This window comes from Psychrobacter sp. MF31, assembly GCF_012847335.1.
Classification (GTDB): Bacteria; Pseudomonadota; Gammaproteobacteria; order Pseudomonadales; family Moraxellaceae; genus Psychrobacter.
Genome location: NZ_JABBDX010000001.1, coordinates 561832 through 581551, shown reverse-complemented (window position 1 = coordinate 581551; position 19720 = coordinate 561832). Strand labels below are relative to the sequence as shown.

Annotated in this window: 20 protein-coding genes; 11 read left to right on the top strand and 9 right to left on the bottom strand. The window is 45.5% G+C overall.

The window, feature by feature from the left end:
- From xseB to HF322_RS02455, 3 genes are all read right to left on the bottom strand, one after another.
- Positions 1-243 (bottom strand): exodeoxyribonuclease VII small subunit, encoded by a 243-nt coding sequence (gene xseB / locus HF322_RS02465; protein WP_169391790.1) that lies wholly within the window; start codon positions 241-243, stop codon positions 1-3.
- 18 nt (positions 244-261) lie between these two features.
- On the bottom strand, positions 262-1725 hold the full coding sequence (gene xseA / locus HF322_RS02460) for an exodeoxyribonuclease VII large subunit (protein ID WP_169391789.1): 1464 nt from the start codon (positions 1723-1725) through the stop codon (positions 262-264).
- Between the two features lie 182 nt (positions 1726-1907).
- The gene (locus tag HF322_RS02455; protein WP_169391788.1) at positions 1908-2267 is read right to left on the bottom strand and encodes a hypothetical protein; all 360 of its coding nucleotides are present in this window, start codon (positions 2265-2267) and stop codon (positions 1908-1910) included.
- A 355-nt stretch (positions 2268-2622) separates the two neighbouring features.
- Here HF322_RS02455 and HF322_RS02450 point away from each other — a divergent pair, with 355 nt between their 5' ends.
- The 11 genes from HF322_RS02450 (at position 2623) to purF (ending at position 13437) form a co-directional block, all read left to right on the top strand.
- The gene (locus HF322_RS02450; protein WP_169391787.1) at positions 2623-3276 is read left to right on the top strand and encodes an alpha/beta hydrolase; all 654 of its coding nucleotides are present in this window, start codon (positions 2623-2625) and stop codon (positions 3274-3276) included.
- Positions 3277-3560: 284 nt separating this feature from the next.
- On the top strand, positions 3561-4661 hold the full coding sequence (zapE, locus tag HF322_RS02445; RefSeq protein WP_169391786.1) for a cell division protein ZapE: 1101 nt from the start codon (positions 3561-3563) through the stop codon (positions 4659-4661).
- Positions 4662-4768: 107 nt separating this feature from the next.
- Positions 4769-5440: a nitroreductase family protein gene (locus HF322_RS02440; RefSeq protein WP_223193131.1), complete on the top strand. Its 672-nt coding sequence runs from the start codon at positions 4769-4771 to the stop codon at positions 5438-5440.
- A gap of 219 nt (positions 5441-5659) precedes the next feature.
- Entirely contained in the window at positions 5660-6985 is a 1326-nt protein-coding gene (locus HF322_RS02435) for an NAD(P)H-dependent glycerol-3-phosphate dehydrogenase (protein WP_169391968.1), read from the top strand.
- Between the two features lie 58 nt (positions 6986-7043).
- Positions 7044-7499: a phosphohistidine phosphatase SixA gene (sixA, locus tag HF322_RS02430; RefSeq protein ID WP_169391785.1), complete on the top strand. Its 456-nt coding sequence runs from the start codon at positions 7044-7046 to the stop codon at positions 7497-7499.
- Positions 7500-7567: 68 nt separating this feature from the next.
- Positions 7568-8803, top strand: a complete 1236-nt coding sequence (gspL, locus tag HF322_RS02425; protein ID WP_169391784.1) for a type II secretion system protein GspL — start codon at positions 7568-7570, stop codon at positions 8801-8803.
- Positions 8804-8867: 64 nt separating this feature from the next.
- Positions 8868-9443: a type II secretion system protein GspM gene (gene gspM / locus HF322_RS02420; RefSeq protein WP_169391783.1), complete on the top strand. Its 576-nt coding sequence runs from the start codon at positions 8868-8870 to the stop codon at positions 9441-9443.
- Positions 9444-9555: 112 nt separating this feature from the next.
- The gene (locus tag HF322_RS02415) at positions 9556-9957 is read left to right on the top strand and encodes a hypothetical protein (RefSeq protein ID WP_169391782.1); all 402 of its coding nucleotides are present in this window, start codon (positions 9556-9558) and stop codon (positions 9955-9957) included.
- A 161-nt stretch (positions 9958-10118) separates the two neighbouring features.
- On the top strand, positions 10119-11153 hold the full coding sequence (locus tag HF322_RS02410; protein WP_169391781.1) for a quinone-dependent dihydroorotate dehydrogenase: 1035 nt from the start codon (positions 10119-10121) through the stop codon (positions 11151-11153).
- 39 nt (positions 11154-11192) lie between these two features.
- Entirely contained in the window at positions 11193-11690 is a 498-nt protein-coding gene (locus HF322_RS02405; protein ID WP_169391780.1) for a CvpA family protein, read from the top strand.
- A gap of 208 nt (positions 11691-11898) precedes the next feature.
- Positions 11899-13437 carry an amidophosphoribosyltransferase gene (gene purF / locus HF322_RS02400; protein ID WP_169391779.1) on the top strand — a complete coding sequence of 513 codons (1539 nt, stop codon included), beginning with the start codon at positions 11899-11901 and terminating at the stop codon, positions 13435-13437.
- 57 nt (positions 13438-13494) lie between these two features.
- Here purF and HF322_RS02395 read toward each other — a convergent pair whose 3' ends face one another.
- The 6 genes from HF322_RS02395 to yajC all read right to left on the bottom strand — a co-directional run bounded on the left by HF322_RS02395 (position 13495) and on the right by yajC (position 19545).
- Positions 13495-13842, bottom strand: a complete 348-nt coding sequence (locus HF322_RS02395) for an AzlD domain-containing protein (protein WP_169391778.1) — start codon at positions 13840-13842, stop codon at positions 13495-13497.
- A complete protein-coding gene (locus HF322_RS02390; RefSeq protein ID WP_169391967.1) occupies positions 13832-14467 on the bottom strand; it encodes an AzlC family ABC transporter permease in 636 nt (211 codons plus the stop codon). Before HF322_RS02390 ends, HF322_RS02395 begins: the two co-directional genes overlap by 11 nt.
- A 97-nt stretch (positions 14468-14564) precedes the next feature.
- The gene (locus HF322_RS02385; protein ID WP_169391777.1) at positions 14565-15947 is read right to left on the bottom strand and encodes an MATE family efflux transporter; all 1383 of its coding nucleotides are present in this window, start codon (positions 15945-15947) and stop codon (positions 14565-14567) included.
- A 73-nt stretch (positions 15948-16020) separates the two neighbouring features.
- On the bottom strand, positions 16021-17202 hold the full coding sequence (gene secF / locus HF322_RS02380) for a protein translocase subunit SecF (RefSeq protein WP_169391776.1): 1182 nt from the start codon (positions 17200-17202) through the stop codon (positions 16021-16023).
- A 9-nt stretch (positions 17203-17211) separates the two neighbouring features.
- Entirely contained in the window at positions 17212-19089 is a 1878-nt protein-coding gene (gene secD, locus HF322_RS02375) for a protein translocase subunit SecD (RefSeq protein ID WP_169391775.1), read from the bottom strand.
- A 126-nt stretch (positions 19090-19215) separates the two neighbouring features.
- A complete protein-coding gene (gene yajC, locus HF322_RS02370; protein ID WP_169391774.1) occupies positions 19216-19545 on the bottom strand; it encodes a preprotein translocase subunit YajC in 330 nt (109 codons plus the stop codon).
- Positions 19546-19720 lie beyond the last annotated feature (175 nt).

The window sequence follows — 19720 nt, the reverse complement described above, 5'->3', positions numbered from 1 at the left end:
TTATTCTTCCTCATTGACCTTGTCGTCCATCGCAAAGGCGCTGTTTAGTGCCTGCTCGATGGCATCAAGTCGCGCTTCGCAAACGCGGTAGGCGGCAATAGATTCCTCAACGGTGCTCATTAAATTGTCAATGTCCGGCTCATCTTGCGATTGTAGCGTTTCGGCATTGGTTTTTAAAATATTAAAAGCATCTTGAAAGGTTTTTGGTGCCGCTTTTTTGCGTTTCGTTGTGGCTGTTGTCATTGTTTTTTCCTTATGTTGTTATTGATAATTGGCATTTATTTTATCAATTGTCGCAGTTGCTATGCCATCTTTGAGCTGAATTTGAACGGTTTGACCGGACGTTAATGCGCTGATTTGGCTAATTGTTATCGCGCCATCCTCATTTGTGATTCGGGCAAAGCCTTGATTTAATACGCGGCTTGGCTGATAAAGCAAAATGCTGTCGCGTAAAAATCGGCTGTTACGTTTTGCCGTTTGGATATTTTTAAAAGCTTGGCTTTGGATATTTTGATTGGCTGTTCGTGCTAAATAACGGCTTTGTCTAAGCTGCTGCTTTGCTGATTGACCAATGCTTTGCCAAGCATAATTGCAATCTTTTTGCAGCACGATTAACGACTGCTTTGCTTGAGCTTGAATGATGCTAAATTGCCGCTCGGATTGGCTGCGGGCAAGATTAATCGTTCGGGTTGCTGATTGCTGAATTTGCTGCTCGTAATGGCGAGTTTGGATCACAAGCCTTGCTAAATGTGCGCTGATCCCCGCAATCACCTTAGACGGCGTATCAAAGCTTGATTGCGCCACCTCATCTAAAATCACATGGTCGCGCTCGTGACCGATACCCACCCAAACCGGAATGGGCTGCTCAGCGACGAGGGCAGCAAGCTCATAATCGTTAAGATACGCCAAGTCGCCCACCGCGCCACCACCACGAATGATGACCAACAAATCCGGCAATCGATCATAATCGGCGGTAAATTGCTTTTGCGCCTTGCTGATTGCCGCTCGGATCTCGCTTGGCGCATGATTGCCCTGAAAGGTGGCGTGATGATAGTGAAACTGGCAAGCGCCCGTTTGTGAAAGCTTATCGGCGTCTGCTTGAAAATCGCCAAGCCCTGCCGCGTTTTCAGGGGCGATCACAATAACGTGTTCAATATCAAACGGCGTAGGCAAGCTTTGGTTTAAATGCAATAAACCTTCACTGCTTAAGCGCTCGACCATCAACGCATATTGCCGCGCCAAATCGCCTAAGGTATAGCTTGGGTCAATGTCCTCAATAGCCAGCGAAAAGCCATATTGCGGATGAAACGTCGCCGATACCTTTAAAAGCACCGTCACATCACGATCAAGGCTCATTCCCGTTTCGCGCTCAAATTTACCCAAAACGCGCGCCGCTTTAAAGCGCCAAAGATTGCCACGGCAACTGGCAACCACTTTACCACTGTCGTCTTTTTCAGCCAATTCAAAATAATAATGACCACCCTTAGTCGATAAATTGCGAATCTCTGCTTTCACCCAAACGTGATGGTTAAACGTCTCATTAATCACCATCTCAACCGCGGCTAAATAATCACTTAAGCGCAATACCGTATCGGATAGTGGGTCGTCATGTTCAGCAAGCTCCGCCTCAAGCTTTGGCAAGTCATTTTCGGAAAATGCTGCCGATTTGCTTGGGTCTTCAAGCAAGCGCTCTAAATGCTCACGGGATAAATTGGGTTTTTTCATAATCACAACTTTTATTTATTGTTTTAATAAGGCTTAAAATCGAGGTTGCCGTTTTGTTTATAAGATTAAGCATAGCATAAAAAAAAGCCAATAATCCGGCGACTATTGGCTTTTGGTAGCGCTTAAAATCAAAGTGATGACTCAAAAAGTGATGACCCAATTAGATAAGCGCTAAACCCTAATTACTGACAGCGAAAGCTGATTTGATATTCGTAATCGTCTTGGCGCGATAAGTTTGGCGATCCGGTTCCAAGCACTGTGCCAAGAACCGTTCCAACTTGACCGACCACGCGACCGGTGCGCTCATCTAAAAGTCCGTTGTATTTGACATTGTCGTCCACGATGATCACTTGCTGACCACGGCAGGTTTTTTGCGCGCTGGCGAGCGCGTTTTCTTGCGCTTTAACTTTGGTGTTACCAATACCAGTGGTTTCAAAGGTTGAGTTGGCGCGCTGAATCACAGGGCTTGCAGGGGTACTTTGACAAGCGGCAAGCGTTAAGGCGCTAGCGATGATTGCAGCGATTGGGGCAAATTTTTTCATCATAATATCCTTAAAACATCAATCCTCAAATTTAGGGCATTCAACCAAAATATATAAAACAAATATATAAAAACAGAGGCGAAATTAAGCCTTCATTTAACTCAGTTTTGCCACAAACGTCTAGACAAAAATTGTGAGTGATGTTGCCGCTGTGTTGCTTAGTAAGCAAAGCCTTTGCAAGTGGTATAACACTGGCAGAATTGATTATATTGTTATATTATAATTTATTTAATTGATAGCTTTGGATTTATCTCACCTAGATCGTTATTATTTGAAACATTTTGACATAAATGACTTGAATTATTAACTCATTCTAGGATAATTAAAGCCCATTTTTAACTCATTGATGACTGTTATGCCCTTAATTAAAGCTCCTGCTGGCGTTCTTGAAGTAGAAACACTTTGGCAAAATGACAATCCGAACGATGCGGCAACCGACACCATGGCTGTACTTTGCCATCCCAATCCTCTATTTGAAGGCACGATGAATAATAAAGTGGTGACCACCATGTACCGCTTTGCCCGCGATGCTGGCATGCATGTGGTGCGCTTTAATTTTCGCGGGGTTGGTCAATCGACCGGTGATCATGATTATGCGGTCGGCGAAGTTGAGGATGCGCTTACGGTGATTCAGTGGGCAACAGCGCAGTCAAATGCTCGTAAGATTTGGCTTGGGGGCTTTTCTTTTGGCGGTTATGTGACGGCACGTGTTGCTGAGCAATTATTAACCGCGCCACAAGTTTGGGGTCTTGAGGACATTACGATCCGTCAAGTGGCGTTAATCGCGCCGTCGGTTGAAAAAAATGATACCAGTGATTTGACCTTGCCAACGGATAAAACCTTTGAGATTTATGGCAATCAAGATGAGGTGATTGCGCCTGCCTCGATGCAAGATTTTGCCGAAAAAATGGGGCTTGATGTCAGCATTATTGATGGGGCAGGGCACTTTTTTCATGGCAAATTGGGCGAGCTTAAAAAATTGCTTGAGCAGTATTATGCCAATCGCTAATTTGCTAAATTTTAAACAGTTTTGATTTTAATAACATTTAGCAATGTTTTAGATAGTATTTTTTATAGAAATACTGACTATAAATCGGGTGATTATATTTTTAAAGTATGAAATCATGGGACAGTAGATAATTTAGGAATTCGGCGTAGTTTCCGCGCGATTATCCTAAAAAATAGTGCAAGATGGGAAGGACTTTGCCTGCAATGCGTTTTAATCAGATCACTTTTTAACGCAGCAAAGTGCTTTTCACTTTATTTATTGATTGCCAAATGACGAGTCGTCTTATGACCTTATCACCTTTGCAGCGCTACGAAAAAGCCATCGCAACCGATGACTATACCCAAGATGATCAGCAGCTTGCAGCGATGAGCTATCTTGATGCGCTTTGTCATGAGCTCAATGATTTTGTACCGCCAAAAAAGGGCTTGTTTAGCTTTTTTAAAGCCAAACCTGCCGCGCCAAAAGGACTTTATATGTGGGGCGGCGTGGGTCGCGGTAAGACGTGGATGATGGATATGTTTTTTGATTCATTAACCATCGACCGTAAAATGCGCCAACATTTTCACCACTTTATGCAGCGCGTTCATTGTGAGCTGAATAAAATCCAAGGCGAAACCAACCCACTTGAAAAGGTTGCTGATATCATCTATAGCGAAGCAATCGTGATTTGCTTTGATGAGTTTTTTGTGTCCAATGTGTCAGATGCCATGATTTTAGGCGACTTGTTTACCATGCTGTTTGACCGCGGCGTGACCCTTGTCGCCACCTCAAACATTGCGCCAAATGGTCTTTATAAAGATGGGCTGCATCGTGACCGCTTTTTGCCTGCTATTGCTGAAGTTGAGCGCCACACCACCGTGATGAATATTGATTCTGGGATTGATTATCGCCTGCGCGTGCTCCAGCAAGCTGAACTTTATAAATCCCCAATGACCCGCGCCAATCATAACTGGCTTGCCAACCGTTTTGCCAGCTTGTCCAATAATATCAGAATCAGCCGTGATCCTATTGTGATTAATGGTCGCGAGATTATTATCAACGCGCGAACTGAGACGATTTTATTTTGCGATTTTCGCCATTTGTGCATGCAGCCGCGATCCGCTGCCGATTTCATTGAAATTGCCAACCGCTTTAGCACCGTTTTGGTCAATGCGGTTCCTGCGCTTAATGACGATTTGCGCGATCCCACACGGCGTTTTATTTATATGATTGATGAGTTTTATGATCGCAGGGTTAAGCTATTAATTCGCGCTGAGCAGTCTATTTTGGAATTGTATCAAGGCGAAAAATTGGCATTTGAAATTGAACGAACCCGATCGCGATTGCTTGAAATGCAGTCCGAAGACTATCTAAAATCAAAACACCGCTTGGATGAAGCGGCTTAACTTAAAGCATTTTATTATAAATTCAAATAACATTGAGACAATAACTAATAATAATTATCATCTATAGTTAATATGCTATGATAAAAATAAATGACAAGGGTAAAATAATGACGGAAATGAATCAATTGCAAAACGATCAAGAACGTTTGCAACAAGATAGTTTGGAAGACAATACTCAAGAAAACCGCCCCAACGCTCAAGTCACCGCTGAGCAGCTGATTAATTGGATTAATTCGCGCCGAAGCGTGAGCAATTTAACCATTCCCGCCCCCAATCACGACGAGATTCGCATGGCAATTGGCTGTGCGGCAACTGCTCCTGACCACAAGCAATTAAAACCTTGGCGCTTTATTGTTACTGAAGGTAATGCCCGTCATGCGTTTGGTCGAGCGCTACTTGCAGCAGCTGAAGGGATTGCAGCGCGCGATGGTGACACCTTGTCCGAAAAAGAGCAGAAAAAAACGGCGAATATGCCGCTACGTGCTCCGGTCATTATCACGGTCGTCACCAAAATGGAAGCCCATAAAAAGGTGCCGCCATTTGAGCAGCTATTAAGCGCAGGCGCTGCCGTTCAAAACTTAATTTTGGCGTTAAAAGCGCAAGGCTTTAGCACCATTTGGCGCACCGGACTGCTTTGCAACGATCCGGCTGTCAAAGACTATTTTAATGTTGGCGCTGAGGATTATGTCACCGGATTTATTTATACCGGAACCAGCCCTTGCGACAAATCCGCGCGAAAGCCTGCCGATATAGAGCCGTTAACCCGATTTGAGGCGTAGCTTAGGCAGAACTTGGGCATTAATTACTATATCTTGCTTTATCTTTTGATCGAACAATGTTAATTTGCTCAAAAGCTGCCTTGCTCAATATGGAAATGTAATATGACGCGCTCATCGACTTCTCAAGATGCTGACCTTAATAACGACAATAAAGATAATGACTTATCCAAAAATTCAATTCCCGATGGTGCCGGTTCTAACGCCAAGGCTAAAACTTCGATGACCACGGAAAATTCTGACGCTAAAAAAGAAACCAAAGCTGCAGGAAAAAAAGCGAAAAAAGCGTTGGAAAATGAGCCGTTACCCTCAACGCTTGAAACTGAAAAGCAATCAGGACTGCTTGCTGGAATCATCGAGCGCGCTGCCAAATCGGGGCTTGGTCGCAAAAAGCTGGATCCAAGCATCATCGCTGAAGATGTCGCCAAAAATATGACCCCTGCCATGACCAACCCAAGCCAGTTGCGATTGGCATTTTTGGGCGGTGGCAGTTTTGGAACCGCCATGGCAAATCTTGCGGCAAAAAATGGCTGCGATACCACGCTTTGGGTTCGCAATAAGCGCACGGTAAAATCCCTTAGCAAGCACCGGATGAATAAAAAATATTTGGCGGGGTTCAAGCTTGATGACGATTTAAAATTTAGCCATGACTTAAAATCGGCAATCAGTGATACCGATATTATTTTTGTTGCCGTACCAAGTATTGGCTTTCGCGAAATGCTCAAAAATATTGCGCCTTTTATCACCGGTCAAGCCATCGTGTCGTTAACCAAAGGCATGGAAAAAGACACCTTTGCCTTAATGAGCGACATTATCAAAGATGAGCTTCCTGAGGTGAATTTTGGGGTGATGTCGGGGCCTAATCTTGCCATTGAAATCATGAAAAATATGCCATCAGCGACCGTGATTGCCAGTGATTCTGAGCCTTTGCGCCATGCGGTGCAATCGGCGCTTCACAGTGCGTTTTTTCGAGTATTTGCTAGTGATGACGTTCGCGGCGTTGAGCTTGGCGGCGCGCTTAAAAACATTTACGCCATTGCGATGGGAATGGCAGCCGCTTATGAGGTTGGCGAAAACACCAAAGCCATGCTGCTTACGCGTGCTTTGGCTGAAATGAGCCGCTTTGGGGTGGAAACGGGCGCCAATCCGTTGACCTTTTTAGGGCTTGCTGGCGTGGGCGATTTGTACGCCACTTGCAGCTCGGAGCTGAGCCGAAACTATCGCATTGGTAACATGCTTGGTCGCGGCATGAGTATCCAAGCTGCCGTGAAAAAGCTGGGTCAAACTGCCGAGGGCGTCAATACCATTCAGCAAGTTCATGAAAAAGCTACTCGCGAAGGCATTTATATGCCCATTACCCATGCCCTTTATGCAGTAATTTTTGAGGATAAAGCAGCGCTTGGCGTTGCGCTACATTTGATGGAAGCTGGATTTCGAAGTGATGTGGAATTTGTTATGCCGCATGACCACAGTAATGCCGTACTTTCCGCGCAAATGCAAGCTGCTCAGCAAATGAGCGATCATCAATCACCAAGCGTCGATGATTAACAAAGTAAGCAACCATGTGAGTAATCGTTAGTAAATAATAATGAATAAAGGTGGCAACATGAAAGTCATTTTAATGCGTCATGGTGAAGCTGAAGAAGGGGTAGTTCCTGACAGTGCAAGACCACTGACCGATTTTGGCAGCAAGCAGGCGCAGCAAACGGCGGACTATATTGCCACTCACTATCAGCCGGATGCGCTTGTGGTCAGTCCGTTCAAGCGAGCTCAGCAAACGATGGCACAGCTTGCCAAGCATTATTCTGACCTTAAAGTAATAACGCAAGATAACATCACGCCATCGGATGACCCAAAAGCGGCGTTTGATAAGCTTGCAGATATTGACGCGGAATGTTTGCTTGTCGTTTGTCATATGTCGATTGTGGCAAAGCTTGCAAGTTTGCTGACGGGTGACAGCTTTGAGGGATTTTCGCTGGCTGAAGCGCGTGTGTTTGAATTGGAATTTTTAATGACAGGAATGGCAAAAGAAATTGACCGCTTTGTTCCCGATCAGCCATAATTTAGCAGCAACGTTAGCGTTTCAAACCGCTCAGCGCTAATTGGCGCCACAATTTAAGGATATCGTGGGTGTTACACGTTTGGTTTCGCGGGCAGCAAAGTCCGCTTGCAGTTTGGCATTTGGACGAGCGGCGCTGGCACTTGGTGGACAATTGGCAGCAGCTTTACGATATTTATGGCATTCATGGCACAAAAGCCATCAGTCTATATTTTCCAACCCGCCATTTATTGCAAGTTGACACCCCGCTTACCAGCTCGCAAATCAAACAGCTTGGGGTTTCCGGTCAGCAGTATTTGTTTGAAGAGCTGTTTTTGGGGTCGGTGGAAACGCTTGCAACGCGAAGCTTTAGTACAAATGATGCCCAACGTGTGTTTGCGCTTTCAACAAGTGATATTGAATCGTGGCAACAAAGCGCGGCATTGGTGGGGCTTAGCATTGCCGCCATGCTTCCAGATTTTTTATTGCTGCCAATGCCAAATATAATGAGCGGCGAGCAAGCTGTTTTTTATCAAGATGAGGCGACCATTTTACTTCGGCAGGCTGACAATCAAGCGTTAGCAGTCAGCTATTTGCCGCTGATGCTTGCAAAATTTCCTGAATTAAGCGAAATTTGCGTATTGCCGCCGATCAGCTCTCCTCTTGAAGATATTGGCAATGATTCTATTTTTGACCCACTTTTTATTGCGCCCAGCACCAAAGCGTTATTTGACCAGCACAATTTACAATTAAGTGAGTTGCTCAGTTATCCAGAGCCTGTGCCCTATCCTGAGCGCCATGCCTTAAACTTTTTTACCAAAGCCAATAAAGCGGTATTGTCGCCCTATCTAAAAACGGCGCTTATGGTGGCGCTTGCTGCTTGGGTGTTGCAGTTTGCCACCAACGGCATTCAATGGTATCGCTATCATGAGGCGGCGGCGGCGACCCAAAGCGCAACGGCGGCGCAGTATCAATCGTGGTTTCCTAACGAGCCGCTAAATGCCAGAACACAGCTGCAAACTCAGCTTGCGCCAAAACTTCGTCAAGACCATTCAGAGTCAAGCGTTGCCCTAACGCTATTATCGCAAGTTTCGCCGCTAATTAAAGCTGCGTCAATCAGCGCCCAAGCGTTAATTTTTGAGCCCGATGCCCTTAAAATGACCTTGATTGCGCCTGATAAAGCCAGTCTTGATCGTTTGGTTGCCAGTTTAAGCGCCCAAGGACTGACAGCAAATTTAGAAGCCGTTAATAATACTGACCAAGGCGGCATCACGGGAAATATCCGAATCAGTAGCGATTCAAATAATGTGTCAGCGAGCGCGTTATAGTTTTGCTTAAAACATTGCGATATTAAATAAAAAAGTGGCGTGACCACAAGGTATGACTGCCGTTATGAAATTTATCTCAAATCGAATCAAACGTCCAAATCTTGCTGCACCATCAAATAATCCACAAGCTGCTCCGTTAAAAACGACGGGAAAACTTCACAGCTACGTAACGGTTTGGTCGGATAGATCACAAGATTTTTGGCAACATTTAGCACCGCGTGACAAATTAGCGCTAAGTGTCTTGATGCTGTTTTTTATCATGATTGTTGGCGGTTATGGCGGCTACAGTATGCACATGGCGGCGCAAAAAAGTAAGCTTGATTATCAAAACCAGGTGGCAGATTATTTTTGGCTGCGGGCTCAAGCGGCGAATATTGATACCAACAAAACCCGTCAAGAAACCAGCCAACCCCCTGCCAATCAGGTAAATTCCGTCTTAAGTGCTATGGGAATTATGGGCGCTCAAGTGGTAGCAATGGGAGATGACATTCAGCTTAGCTTTTCTCACCCAAGCCAAGCCGTCGTTGCCAATACCTTAAGTCAACTTGAGCAGCAAGGCGCTCAGTTATCAAAGCTCATCATCCAGCAAGATGCCACCTCAAAAGCGCTGAGTGTTCAAGCGACGCTAAGTTTTTCATAATATCGTGCTAAATTTGTCAACAAAGCTTAATAGGTATTGAAAACAAAACGATTAAGCATCATGCTTAAGAGCAATGTGACGATAATTTGAATTTTAAAGCTAAGGGGGAGTGATGACCAATGACCAAGAACGCTCGCTTATAACGTATAACAATGTCACTTATTTATTAAACGTGGTGAGCTACTTTACCGCAGGGCTGCTTTGGATCGTTCCGATTGTGATGAATTACGTTCGTCGTCATGAAGCAGATGGCACTTGGCTTGCGACCCATTTTGATTGGCAAATTAAGACCTTTTGGTACAGCATTTTTTTCTTTATTATTGGCATGATTATGATTGCCATCGCTATTGGTGGCTTTGGTTTTAGCGCGATCATGGACAGCAATCATATGGCAGCTGGGTCGTTAATATTTGCCTTTTTGGGGGTGGCGATCATTGGTATCACCGTGATTTGGCATTTATACCGCATTGTTCGCGGCTGGATTGCGCTTACCTCCCAGCGACCGGTGCCCTAATTGTCGCCGCAAGATTGCTGATTTGCTAATTTTAAGCGCGCAACTGGTTGATAGACTAGGCATCGCGCCACAACCTGTTATAATTGCCGCGATATTTTGAGTGATTGCTTTAAGATTTCGGTGTTTTTTTAGATTTATTATTGGTTCAGAGTTTACGTTTTATGTCCTATGCCTTACTTCGCCCGTTTTTATTCCAGATGGATCCCGAGCACGCCCATGAAATGACGTTATCGTTATTGGAAAAAGCGCATCGGGCGCGGGCGCTGGGCTTGGTTTATGGTCAACCGATGCAGCCAACCGATTGCATGGGACTGCAATTTAGTAATCCTGTGGGGCTTGCCGCTGGGCTTGATAAAAATGCCGATTATATTGACGCCTTGGCCGAACTTGGCTTTGGCTTTATTGAAGTTGGCACGGTAACGCCAAAGCCGCAATCAGGAAATGATAAGCCGCGATTATTTCGCTTAAAGCAAGCGGATGCCATCATCAACCGGATGGGATTTAACAACCAAGGTATCGATTATTTGGTTGAAAATGTTAAACGCTGCAAATATAAAGGCAATATTGGCATTAATATTGGTAAAAATGCGGCAACGCCCGTTGAAAATGCAGCGGATGATTATGTTTATTGTTTAGAGCGCGCTTATCCCCACGCCTCTTATATCACGGTGAATATCTCATCACCAAATACCAAAAACTTGCGTGACTTGCAATCGGGCGATGCGCTCACCGCGCTTCTTGATACCATTAAAAATCGCCATTCACAACTGGCAACGGAATACGGCTTTTATGTGCCTTTGGTGCTCAAAGTGGCTCCGGATTTGGAAATGGATCAAGTCGATTATATTGCCCAGCAGCTGCTTGATTTTGAAATCGACGGTTTAATTGCGACCAATACCACATTGAGCCGAATTGGGGTAGAAGATTTGCCCGATGGCGACCAAGCCGGCGGCTTATCAGGGCGACCAGTCAGCCACATGAGCACCCAAATTTTGCAGCAATTTGCTGATATTTTAGAGGATAAAGTGGCGCTGATTGGTGTGGGCGGTATTGATAGCGGCGAAAAAGCTGTAAAAAAAGTCAAAGCTGGCGCAGATTTGGTTCAGCTTTACACAGGACTTATTTATAAAGGTCCTGGTCTTGTGCAATCTTGCATTCAATCCATTGGCGGTTACTATGATGCGCTTGATGACTGATAGCATAATTTTTGTTGATAAAGCAGGCGAGGCGATGTTGTGAGTGGTCTTGATATTGTCATTTCGGCATTGGTATTGATTGGGCTTTGGCGCGGCTTTCAGTTGGGGCTTGCTAAAACTGCGGTTGGCATGGTTGGCTGGTTTATTGCGCTTATTGCCGCCTCTCGGCTGGCAAGTTCGATTGCGCCCTCACTTGCTGGAGTCGTTCAAAACCCTGTGCTGCAAATTGCGCTGGCATTTTTGCTTGTGGTACTAATTGTTCTTGCAGTGATGAATGCAGTAGCGTTTATTTTTTCAAAGGCGCTAAAATCGCTTCGGCTTGGCGCTATTGATAAAATAGCGGGCGGTATTTTAGGCGCTGCCAAAAATGTTCTGGTGGTGCTTGTTGGCTTAAGCGTTACCGCGCCGCTTTTGGTGCAAATGCCGATTTGGCAATCTTCAGTGCTCGCTCCTGAACTGCTTCCTTATGCGCCCGTTGCTAAAGCATTAGCGGCGGATGTTTTAGGGGTTGCTTGGGATCAAGTCAATCAATCTTAGCTTAAAAAATTGCCGCGAGCGTTTTATTTTGCGACCAATTTACCCTATAATGCTCCTCAAAAATTTTCACTTTTTAAGCCAAATCGTCAATAAAAATGACGTTACCCCTTTAAATCGTAACCCATTATCATTATTAATTGATCATCTTGATTCAATCCTTGAATTGAATGCCGCGGCATTGTTGCCAAATCAAAAATAGGACATAGCTATGTGTGGAGTCGTTGGAGTTGCAGCTCATGAGCCGGTCAACCAAATCCTTTATGATGCCTTAACCATGTTGCAGCATCGTGGTCAAGATGCGGCAGGGATCGTAACCTTGCAAGATGGCAGACTGTATTTGCGCAAAGAAAACGGCATGGTTCGCGATGTGTTTATGAACCGCCACATGGTGCGCTTGGTGGGCAAATTTGGTATCGGTCACGTGCGTTATCCAACAGCCGGAACGTCAAGCAGCGCTGAGGCTCAGCCATTTTATGTGAACTCGCCTTATGGGATTACGCTTGCCCATAATGGCAACTTGACCAATGCTGAAACGCTTGCCAAATCGCTTTATCTTGATGACCGCCGCCATTTAAATACCGACTCAGATTCCGAAGTTTTGCTGAATGTGTTGGCGCATGAGATGCAAAATTTGGGCAAAACAGACCCAACGCCTGAAGATATTTTAGAAGCGGTTAAAGCCGTTTATGGTCGCTGTGAGGGCGCTTATGCGGTGGTCGCGCTAATTACAGGTCATGGCTTGTTGGCGTTTCGTGATCCCAATGGTATCCGACCGCTGATTTTTGGCAAACGCATGGCAGAAAATGGCGGCACCGAATATATGGTCGCGTCAGAATCAGTCGCGCTGACCAGTTCAGGATTCACTATCGTTCGTGATGTTCGCCCTGGTGAAGCTATTTTTATTGATCTTGATCACAAGCTGCATACCAAACAATGCGTTGAGCCTAAAGAATATACGCCTTGCATGTTTGAATATGTTTATTTTGCTCGTCCTGACTCGATTATGGATAACATTTCGGTCTATAAAGCGCGGCTGCGAATGGGCGAAAAACTGGCACAAAAAATCCTTCGCGAGTGGGGCGAAGATCATGACATTGATGTCGTCATCCCAATTCCTGACACCTCGCGAACCTCTGCGATGGAGCTTGCGATGAAGATGAACGTCAAATATCGCGAAGGTTTTATGAAAAATCGCTATATTGGTCGCACCTTTATTATGCCAGGTCAGCAGCAACGTAAAAAATCCGTCCGCCAAAAACTAAGCGCCGTTCCGCTAGAGTTTAAAGGCAAAAACGTCTTGTTGGTGGATGACTCGATCGTTCGCGGAACCACTTGCCATGAAATCATTCAAATGGCGCGCGATGCGGGTGCAAGAAAGGTCTTTTTTGCAAGCGCCGCGCCACCAGTTGAATATCCAAACGTTTATGGCATTGATATGCCAGTTCGAAGCGAACTGATTGCATCCGGCAACAGCGTTGAGGAAGTCCGCGAGATCATTGGCGCTGATCGCCTGATTTTCCAAGATTTGGACGACTTGGTGGAGGCAGTAAAAGACACCAAACACAGCCGCGTAGAAGGCTTTGATTGCTCAGTATTTAACGGCTGTTATATTACTGGTCAAATTAACGAAGCTTATCTTGAGCATTTGCAAGAGCTGCGCTGCGAGACCGCCAAAATTGGCAAAAAAGGCGTTCAAATCGTTGCAGATACGCCCGTGGACATGATGGGCGTTGCCGAATACGATTAAGAGTTTTTGCGCAATAAAAAAGCTGAGATGTGATGTCTCAGCTTTTTTTATGAGGATTTAAATCAAAGAAAATAACCAAAGCATCCCATTAAGCGTAGCAATGCCCACCACCATGCTTACCAAAAGCTGGCGGCTTAAATGATAAACCAACAAGACTAACATTAAGGCAGTGACTTGAGCGGCTAACAGTTGTAAGTTTGGGTTGGTTAAAGATGGCGTTAAGCCTTGATAAGATAAGCTGGTTAAAATTAGAAGGGTTAATACCGATAGCGGCAAGCTTTCATTGAGTCGGTGTAGCCAAGGCGTATCAAGAAACCGTTTTGGAATCAGCGCCGGCGTTGCTCGCGTTAAAAACGTGACAAACGCCATCGCAATGGTGGCGGCAATTAAATAACTACTGGTCATGAGCATCCACCTTCGCAATCAAAGCGCTACGCAATAAAATCAGCCCCATGCAGATGGCAATAGCCACCAACAGTAACCAGTTTTGGGTCATAAGGGATGCCAAAATCAGCGCGATCATGGCGATAACTATTGGGAAATAGCGCTTGATGGCGGCAAATTGCTCATAAGCTAAGATGGCAAATAAGCAAACTAACGCAAAGTCCAAATGGGGCACCAAGTCATTCAGCGCGCTACCAATCAGCCCGCCAAGAGCAGTGGCAATCACCCACCAGCTTTGGTTAAAAAGGCTAATTGGCAAAATGAGTGCAGGGCGCTCATCGCTTGGCAAGCTGGTCATGACCGAAAATGTCTCATCGGTGAGCGCAAATAGACAATACGTTTTTGCCCATTTTTGCTTTGGCATGGACTGTAGCAGCGGCGTGGCATAAAACACATGGCGAAGATTGATCGCTGCGATATTGGTCGCGATCGTGCCAATGGGCAACCCTGAGCTTAGCATGGGCAAACAGGCATATTGCGCCGCTCCGGCATACAGCACCACGCTGAGCAAAAGCGCCGCCCAAATAGGAACGCCTGCCACTTGCGCCAAAACGCCAAAGGCAATCCCTGCGGGTAAATAGCCCATGGCAACCGGAAGGCTTTTTTTAAACCCAGCTGACCAATCAAATTTAGCTTGCTTTAATGCTACGGTGTTAACGCTCAAAATTTATCCCAATGTCAATTTATGAGGATTGCAAGGCGGCAAAATTTTGCGATAGGGTGGCTTTGGCTAAAAATATCCCAAGAACCAACAGCCGAAGCAATAAAATACTCCAAACGCTCAGCCAAATCCCAAGCATAGCAAACTGCTGATATAACACAAAGCTTAATGGGAAAAAAAGTATCGCCCAAATAATAGCAGCATTGCGGATGGTTTTTCCTGCCGTTAAGCCAAAAAATATGCCATCGATCCAATAAGCGCCAACGCCAATCAGCGGCAGTAAAATCGCAAACCATCGATAATCCATTGCCAATGCCAAGACGTCATCAATATTGGTCATCATGGGCAAATAAAGTGGCATGATCGACCACCAAATTAACGTTAAAACGGCAGCTAAGCCATAGCTGACGATTCCGGTGCGCTTAACAATCAGGGTAAATCTTGACCAATCACGGCGACCTGCTGCTTGACCGCTCAGGGTTTCTGCCGAAACGGCAACGCCATCAAGGGCAAATGCTGAAATGCTCAAAACTTGTAGCAATATGGCATTGGTTGCCAGCACCAAATCGCCACTTTGTGCGGACAGGCGCGTTACCCAAGTGAAGCTGAGCGTTAATATCAACGTTCGAATAAAAATATCTTTATTAAGCGAAAATAGCCGAAGCATACTGTTTTTAGTCACCGAAGCTTTGTCGATCGTTACCAAATTTTGCCATGAAATTTGCAAGTGCAACGTCACAAGCCAAAGCGCGATAATAACGCCCGACCAAAATGCAAGCGTCGTCCCAAGCGCAACGCCGGTAATCCCTAAATCAAGACCAAACACAAAAAACAGCGTCAAAATGACGTTGATGATAGCAATTAAGCCTTGCTGATACAGCATATATCGCGTTTTACCTTGACCGGCAAACCAGCCGATAAACGCAAAGTTCATCAATTCTGCAATCACGCCCCAAAAGCGAACGTTAAGATAGGTACTTGCCGCCGCTGAGCTGTCAGGATTTGCTGCAAGCAGTTGTAACCCAAAGTGAATCAGAAAAGGCTTGATCAGCAGCAGCACCAAACCAATCATAAATGCCAGCAATAAAGCCCGCTGCAAAATGGCAAGGAGCGGCGCTTTGTCAGGGCTACTTTGTAAGTTGTAAGTCATTTTGCCAAGCGCTTGGGCGGCAAGTCCAGATGACGCGTATTGTAAAAAGTTAAAACTGACCAAAACGAGCGATAATAACTGAATTGCCAGTCCCATTCCAGCTAAATAAGCGGCATCATTTAAATGACCGACAATCGCGGTATCAATTAAGCTTTGAAAGGGCATCGCTAAATTTGCCAAAATTACCGGAACGGCAATGGCAATAATTCGTAAATAGCGAATATCGATCGCATTTTCTTCAGCTTGAGCGCTCATATCCCACCGATTTGTCAGGTAAATAAAAACAAAAGCACCTAAAACTAGGTGCTTTTATCAAGGAGCAATACGGTTAATTTTCTTCAAACATTTTTGGATCGTTAAAGCTTACGATTTCTTCTTCAAACTCAGGCTTAACTTTAACCACAAAGTCATCGCGCGACAGTCCCATTGCAAGCGGAATGGAGCTTGAAATATACGTTGATGAGTACGTCCCCGCAATCAAACCGATAAAGAGCGCCACTGAAAACCAAAATAGCCCTTCGCCGCCCAAAAACAGCATAGCAAGTACCACCAAAAGGACGGTTGAGATGGTCATGATGGTTCGGCGCAGCGTTTCAGTCAGTGATAAATCGACAATTTGGCGCGGGCTAATACCACGAACGCGGCGAAAGTTTTCTCGAATCCGGTCATAAACAACAATGGTATCGTTAAGTGAATAACCGATCAGCGCCAGTACCGCTGCTAAAACCGTCAAGTCAAATGGAAAGCCGAATAAGGCAAACGCACCAACAACCACGATCGCATCATGAAATAGTGAGATCACCGCGCCCAAGGCAAATTTAAACTGGAATCTAAGCGCCACGTAACCAAACATACAAGTCAGCGCTAAGGCAATCGCCATCACAGAATTGAGATAAATCTCATTGCCAACTTGGCTACCGATGATATTAACGTTGTTAATCTTTGCAGGGTTGTTTGGCAGCTCAAGCGCTTGACTTAGTGAGGTATTTAACCCCTCAACGTTGTCAGATTGTGGCGGCAGTCGCACCAGTAGCTCTTTGCGCGTTCCTAAATATTGAACGATGGCATCATCAAAGCCATTATCAGCAAGTGCTTTGATCACATCGCTTTGTTCAGCAGGCTGCTCGTAACGAACGTCTGCCGACACGCCACCGGTAAAATCAAGACCAAAGTTTAAACCATTAACCGCAATGGCAATGATACTGCCAATCACCAATAGCAATGATAAAATTGCCATTGGCTTTTCAATATTCATAAATGGAATAATGCGCTGATCGCTGATGGCTTTAACGCCGCCTTCAGCTTGCGCCGCCGCATCCGCATCCAAATCAGGAAGGGTGGCTAACGTATTGGTATCCAGCGCCGTTTTTGTTGGCGCAGGGTTATTGCTGCCTTTACCATTTCGGCGCGGATTGTTTCTGCGGCGGCGGTTGTCTCTACCATTGCCATCACCACCTGACACGGTTGGCAAGCTTGGCGCCTCATTAGGATTTTTTTGTTCAATCGCCATGATAATCTCCTAGCCAATGCTCAAGCGTTTGATGGATTTACGTTTGCCATAAGCAATCTGAATCAGCGCTCGGGTCACCAAAATGGCGGTAAATAGCGAGCTGATAATCCCGATAGCAAGGGTGATGGCAAAGCCTTTAATCGGTCCTGTGCCAATGGCAAACAGAATGAACGCCACCAAAAGGGTTGTGATGTTGGCATCAAAAATACTGCTAAAGGCGCGATCAAATCCTGCGGTGATCGCCGATTTTGGTCGAACGCCATTGGCAAGCTCTTCTCGAATACGCTCAAAAATCAGCACGTTGGCATCAACCGCCATCCCGATGGTAAGAACGATACCTGCAATCCCAGGCAAGGTGAGCGATGACCCTAAAATAGACATCACTGCCACGATAATGATGACGTTGACAGCTAGGGCTATGTTGGCAATGATTCCAAACAGGCGATAAAAAATAATCATAAAGGCAAAGACGAGTAGGTAGCCCACTTGCGTTGAAAATAAGCCTTTGTCAATATTGTCTTGACCGAGTGAGGGTCCAATGGTGCGCTCTTCCACAAAGTACATGGGAGCAGCAAGCGCGCCTGATCGCAGCAATAGCGCAAGCTCAGCCGCTTCCGCGTTGCTATCAAGACCTGTGATTCTAAAGGAAGAACCAAGAACAGCTTGAATGTTGGCGCGGTTGATGACTTTAGCTTCTGCGTAAGGCGTGCGCGTTTCAACCGTCTCACCTGTTTGAGGGTCTTTTGCATAGCTGACTTTTTGTTTATTTTCAATAAACAAGACCGCCATTTGCTCGCCAACTGCCGTTCGCGTGGCGTTTTGCATGAGCTTGCCGCCAGCGCTGTCCAGCGTGATATTAACTTCAGGGCGACCATTTTCATCCATGCTGGTTTGCGCATTTGTCACTTTATCGCCGGTGACGATCGCTTGACGATTTAGCAATACCGGTGGACCATCAAGTGATTTAAATGGAAAGGCTTCGGTGCCTGCAGGGGCAATGCCACCTGTGAAATTGTCACTTTCTTTAGCAACCATTCGAAATTCAAGATTGGCAGTTCGACCCAATACCCGCTTAGCTTCGGCGGTATCTTGAACGCCGGGCAGCTCAACGACAATGCGGTTAGCGCCTTGCGATTGTACCAACGCTTCAGTTACCCCAAGCTCGCTGATTCGGTTGCGAAGGGTGGTTAAGTTTTGGCTGACCGCGTAGCTGTTGATTTCATCAAGCGTGGCATCATTGTAAGTCAAGATTAATGCCGCGCCCTGCTGATCGATTGCAGATTGCAAATTAAACGTCGATCCCATCGCGCTTTGAAGGATATTTTGCGCCCGATCTCGAGCTTGGGTATTGGCAAAATGCAGAACCAAACCTTTTTCTTGCGTTTTGATGCCTTTGACCGCAATTTTTTTAGCACGAAGATCACGGCGAACATCACGGCTGGCATTGCTTAAACGCTGCTCAAGGGCTTTGTCCATATCCACTTCAAGAACAAAGCGCACCCCGCCGCGAAGGTCAAGCCCAAGCTTCATGGGTTTGGCACCAATATCGCGAAGCCATTTGGGGGTCGTTTGCGCAAGGTTGAGCGCCACCACATAATCATCGCCCAAGTTTTGGCGCAGAACTTCCTGCGCTTTTAGCTGAGCGACTGGATTATCTAAGCGCACCAACGCGCTGTTACCCTCAAAAGTGCCGTTATGATAATTGATTCCGGCATCTTTAAGCAGGCTTTGCGACTGAGATAAAATACCTTCAGTCAACTGAGTACCGGCGGTGGCACTGGTGATTTGAACCGCTGGCTCATCGGGATATAAATTGGGCGCAGCATAAAGCCCTGAGATGACAAGCACAATGGCAATCAGAACATATTTCCAAGCAGGATATTGCATAATCGCTTCTTTCAGTTAATAAATGACAAGCAAGCCAAGCGGCGCTGACAAAATCTTGCCAGCTTCTTGCTAAATCTGAAGTAAACTACCCATCTTTAAAGCGGTGGGCTTAGATTTGGCAACGTATTATACGCTCTCAATGGTGCCAGCAGGCAAGACTGAGATGACCGAGGCGCGCTGAACTTTGATGTCGTTGGTGTTATTTAAGCTAATGACGGCATAGTCACCTTCAAGCTTTTTGATGCGTCCCATAAGACCGCCTGCAAAAATGACCTCACTGCCAACGCTTAGAGCGTTAACCATGGCGCGGTGCTCTTTAGCGCGTTTCGACTGTGGTCGGATCACCAAAAAGTAGAAAATCGCAAAAAAAGCAACAGGAAGTAAAATTTGCCCTAAAAAAGACGCTCCGGTTGCCGCTTCGGGAGCCGCGTGTGCTGCTTGAATAAAAAAGCTCATAATACTCTCAGTATAATCAAATTAAAAATGAAGATAATTAGAAAAAATTAGACGCATAGTAACAAAAATTCTAAGACTTGGTAACTGTTAATCCTAAAAGCCGATTAATTTTAATGTAGCTAAGGCTTAAAGTAAGCCATTGCTAGCGATTGACCGACATTTAAACGATCATTTA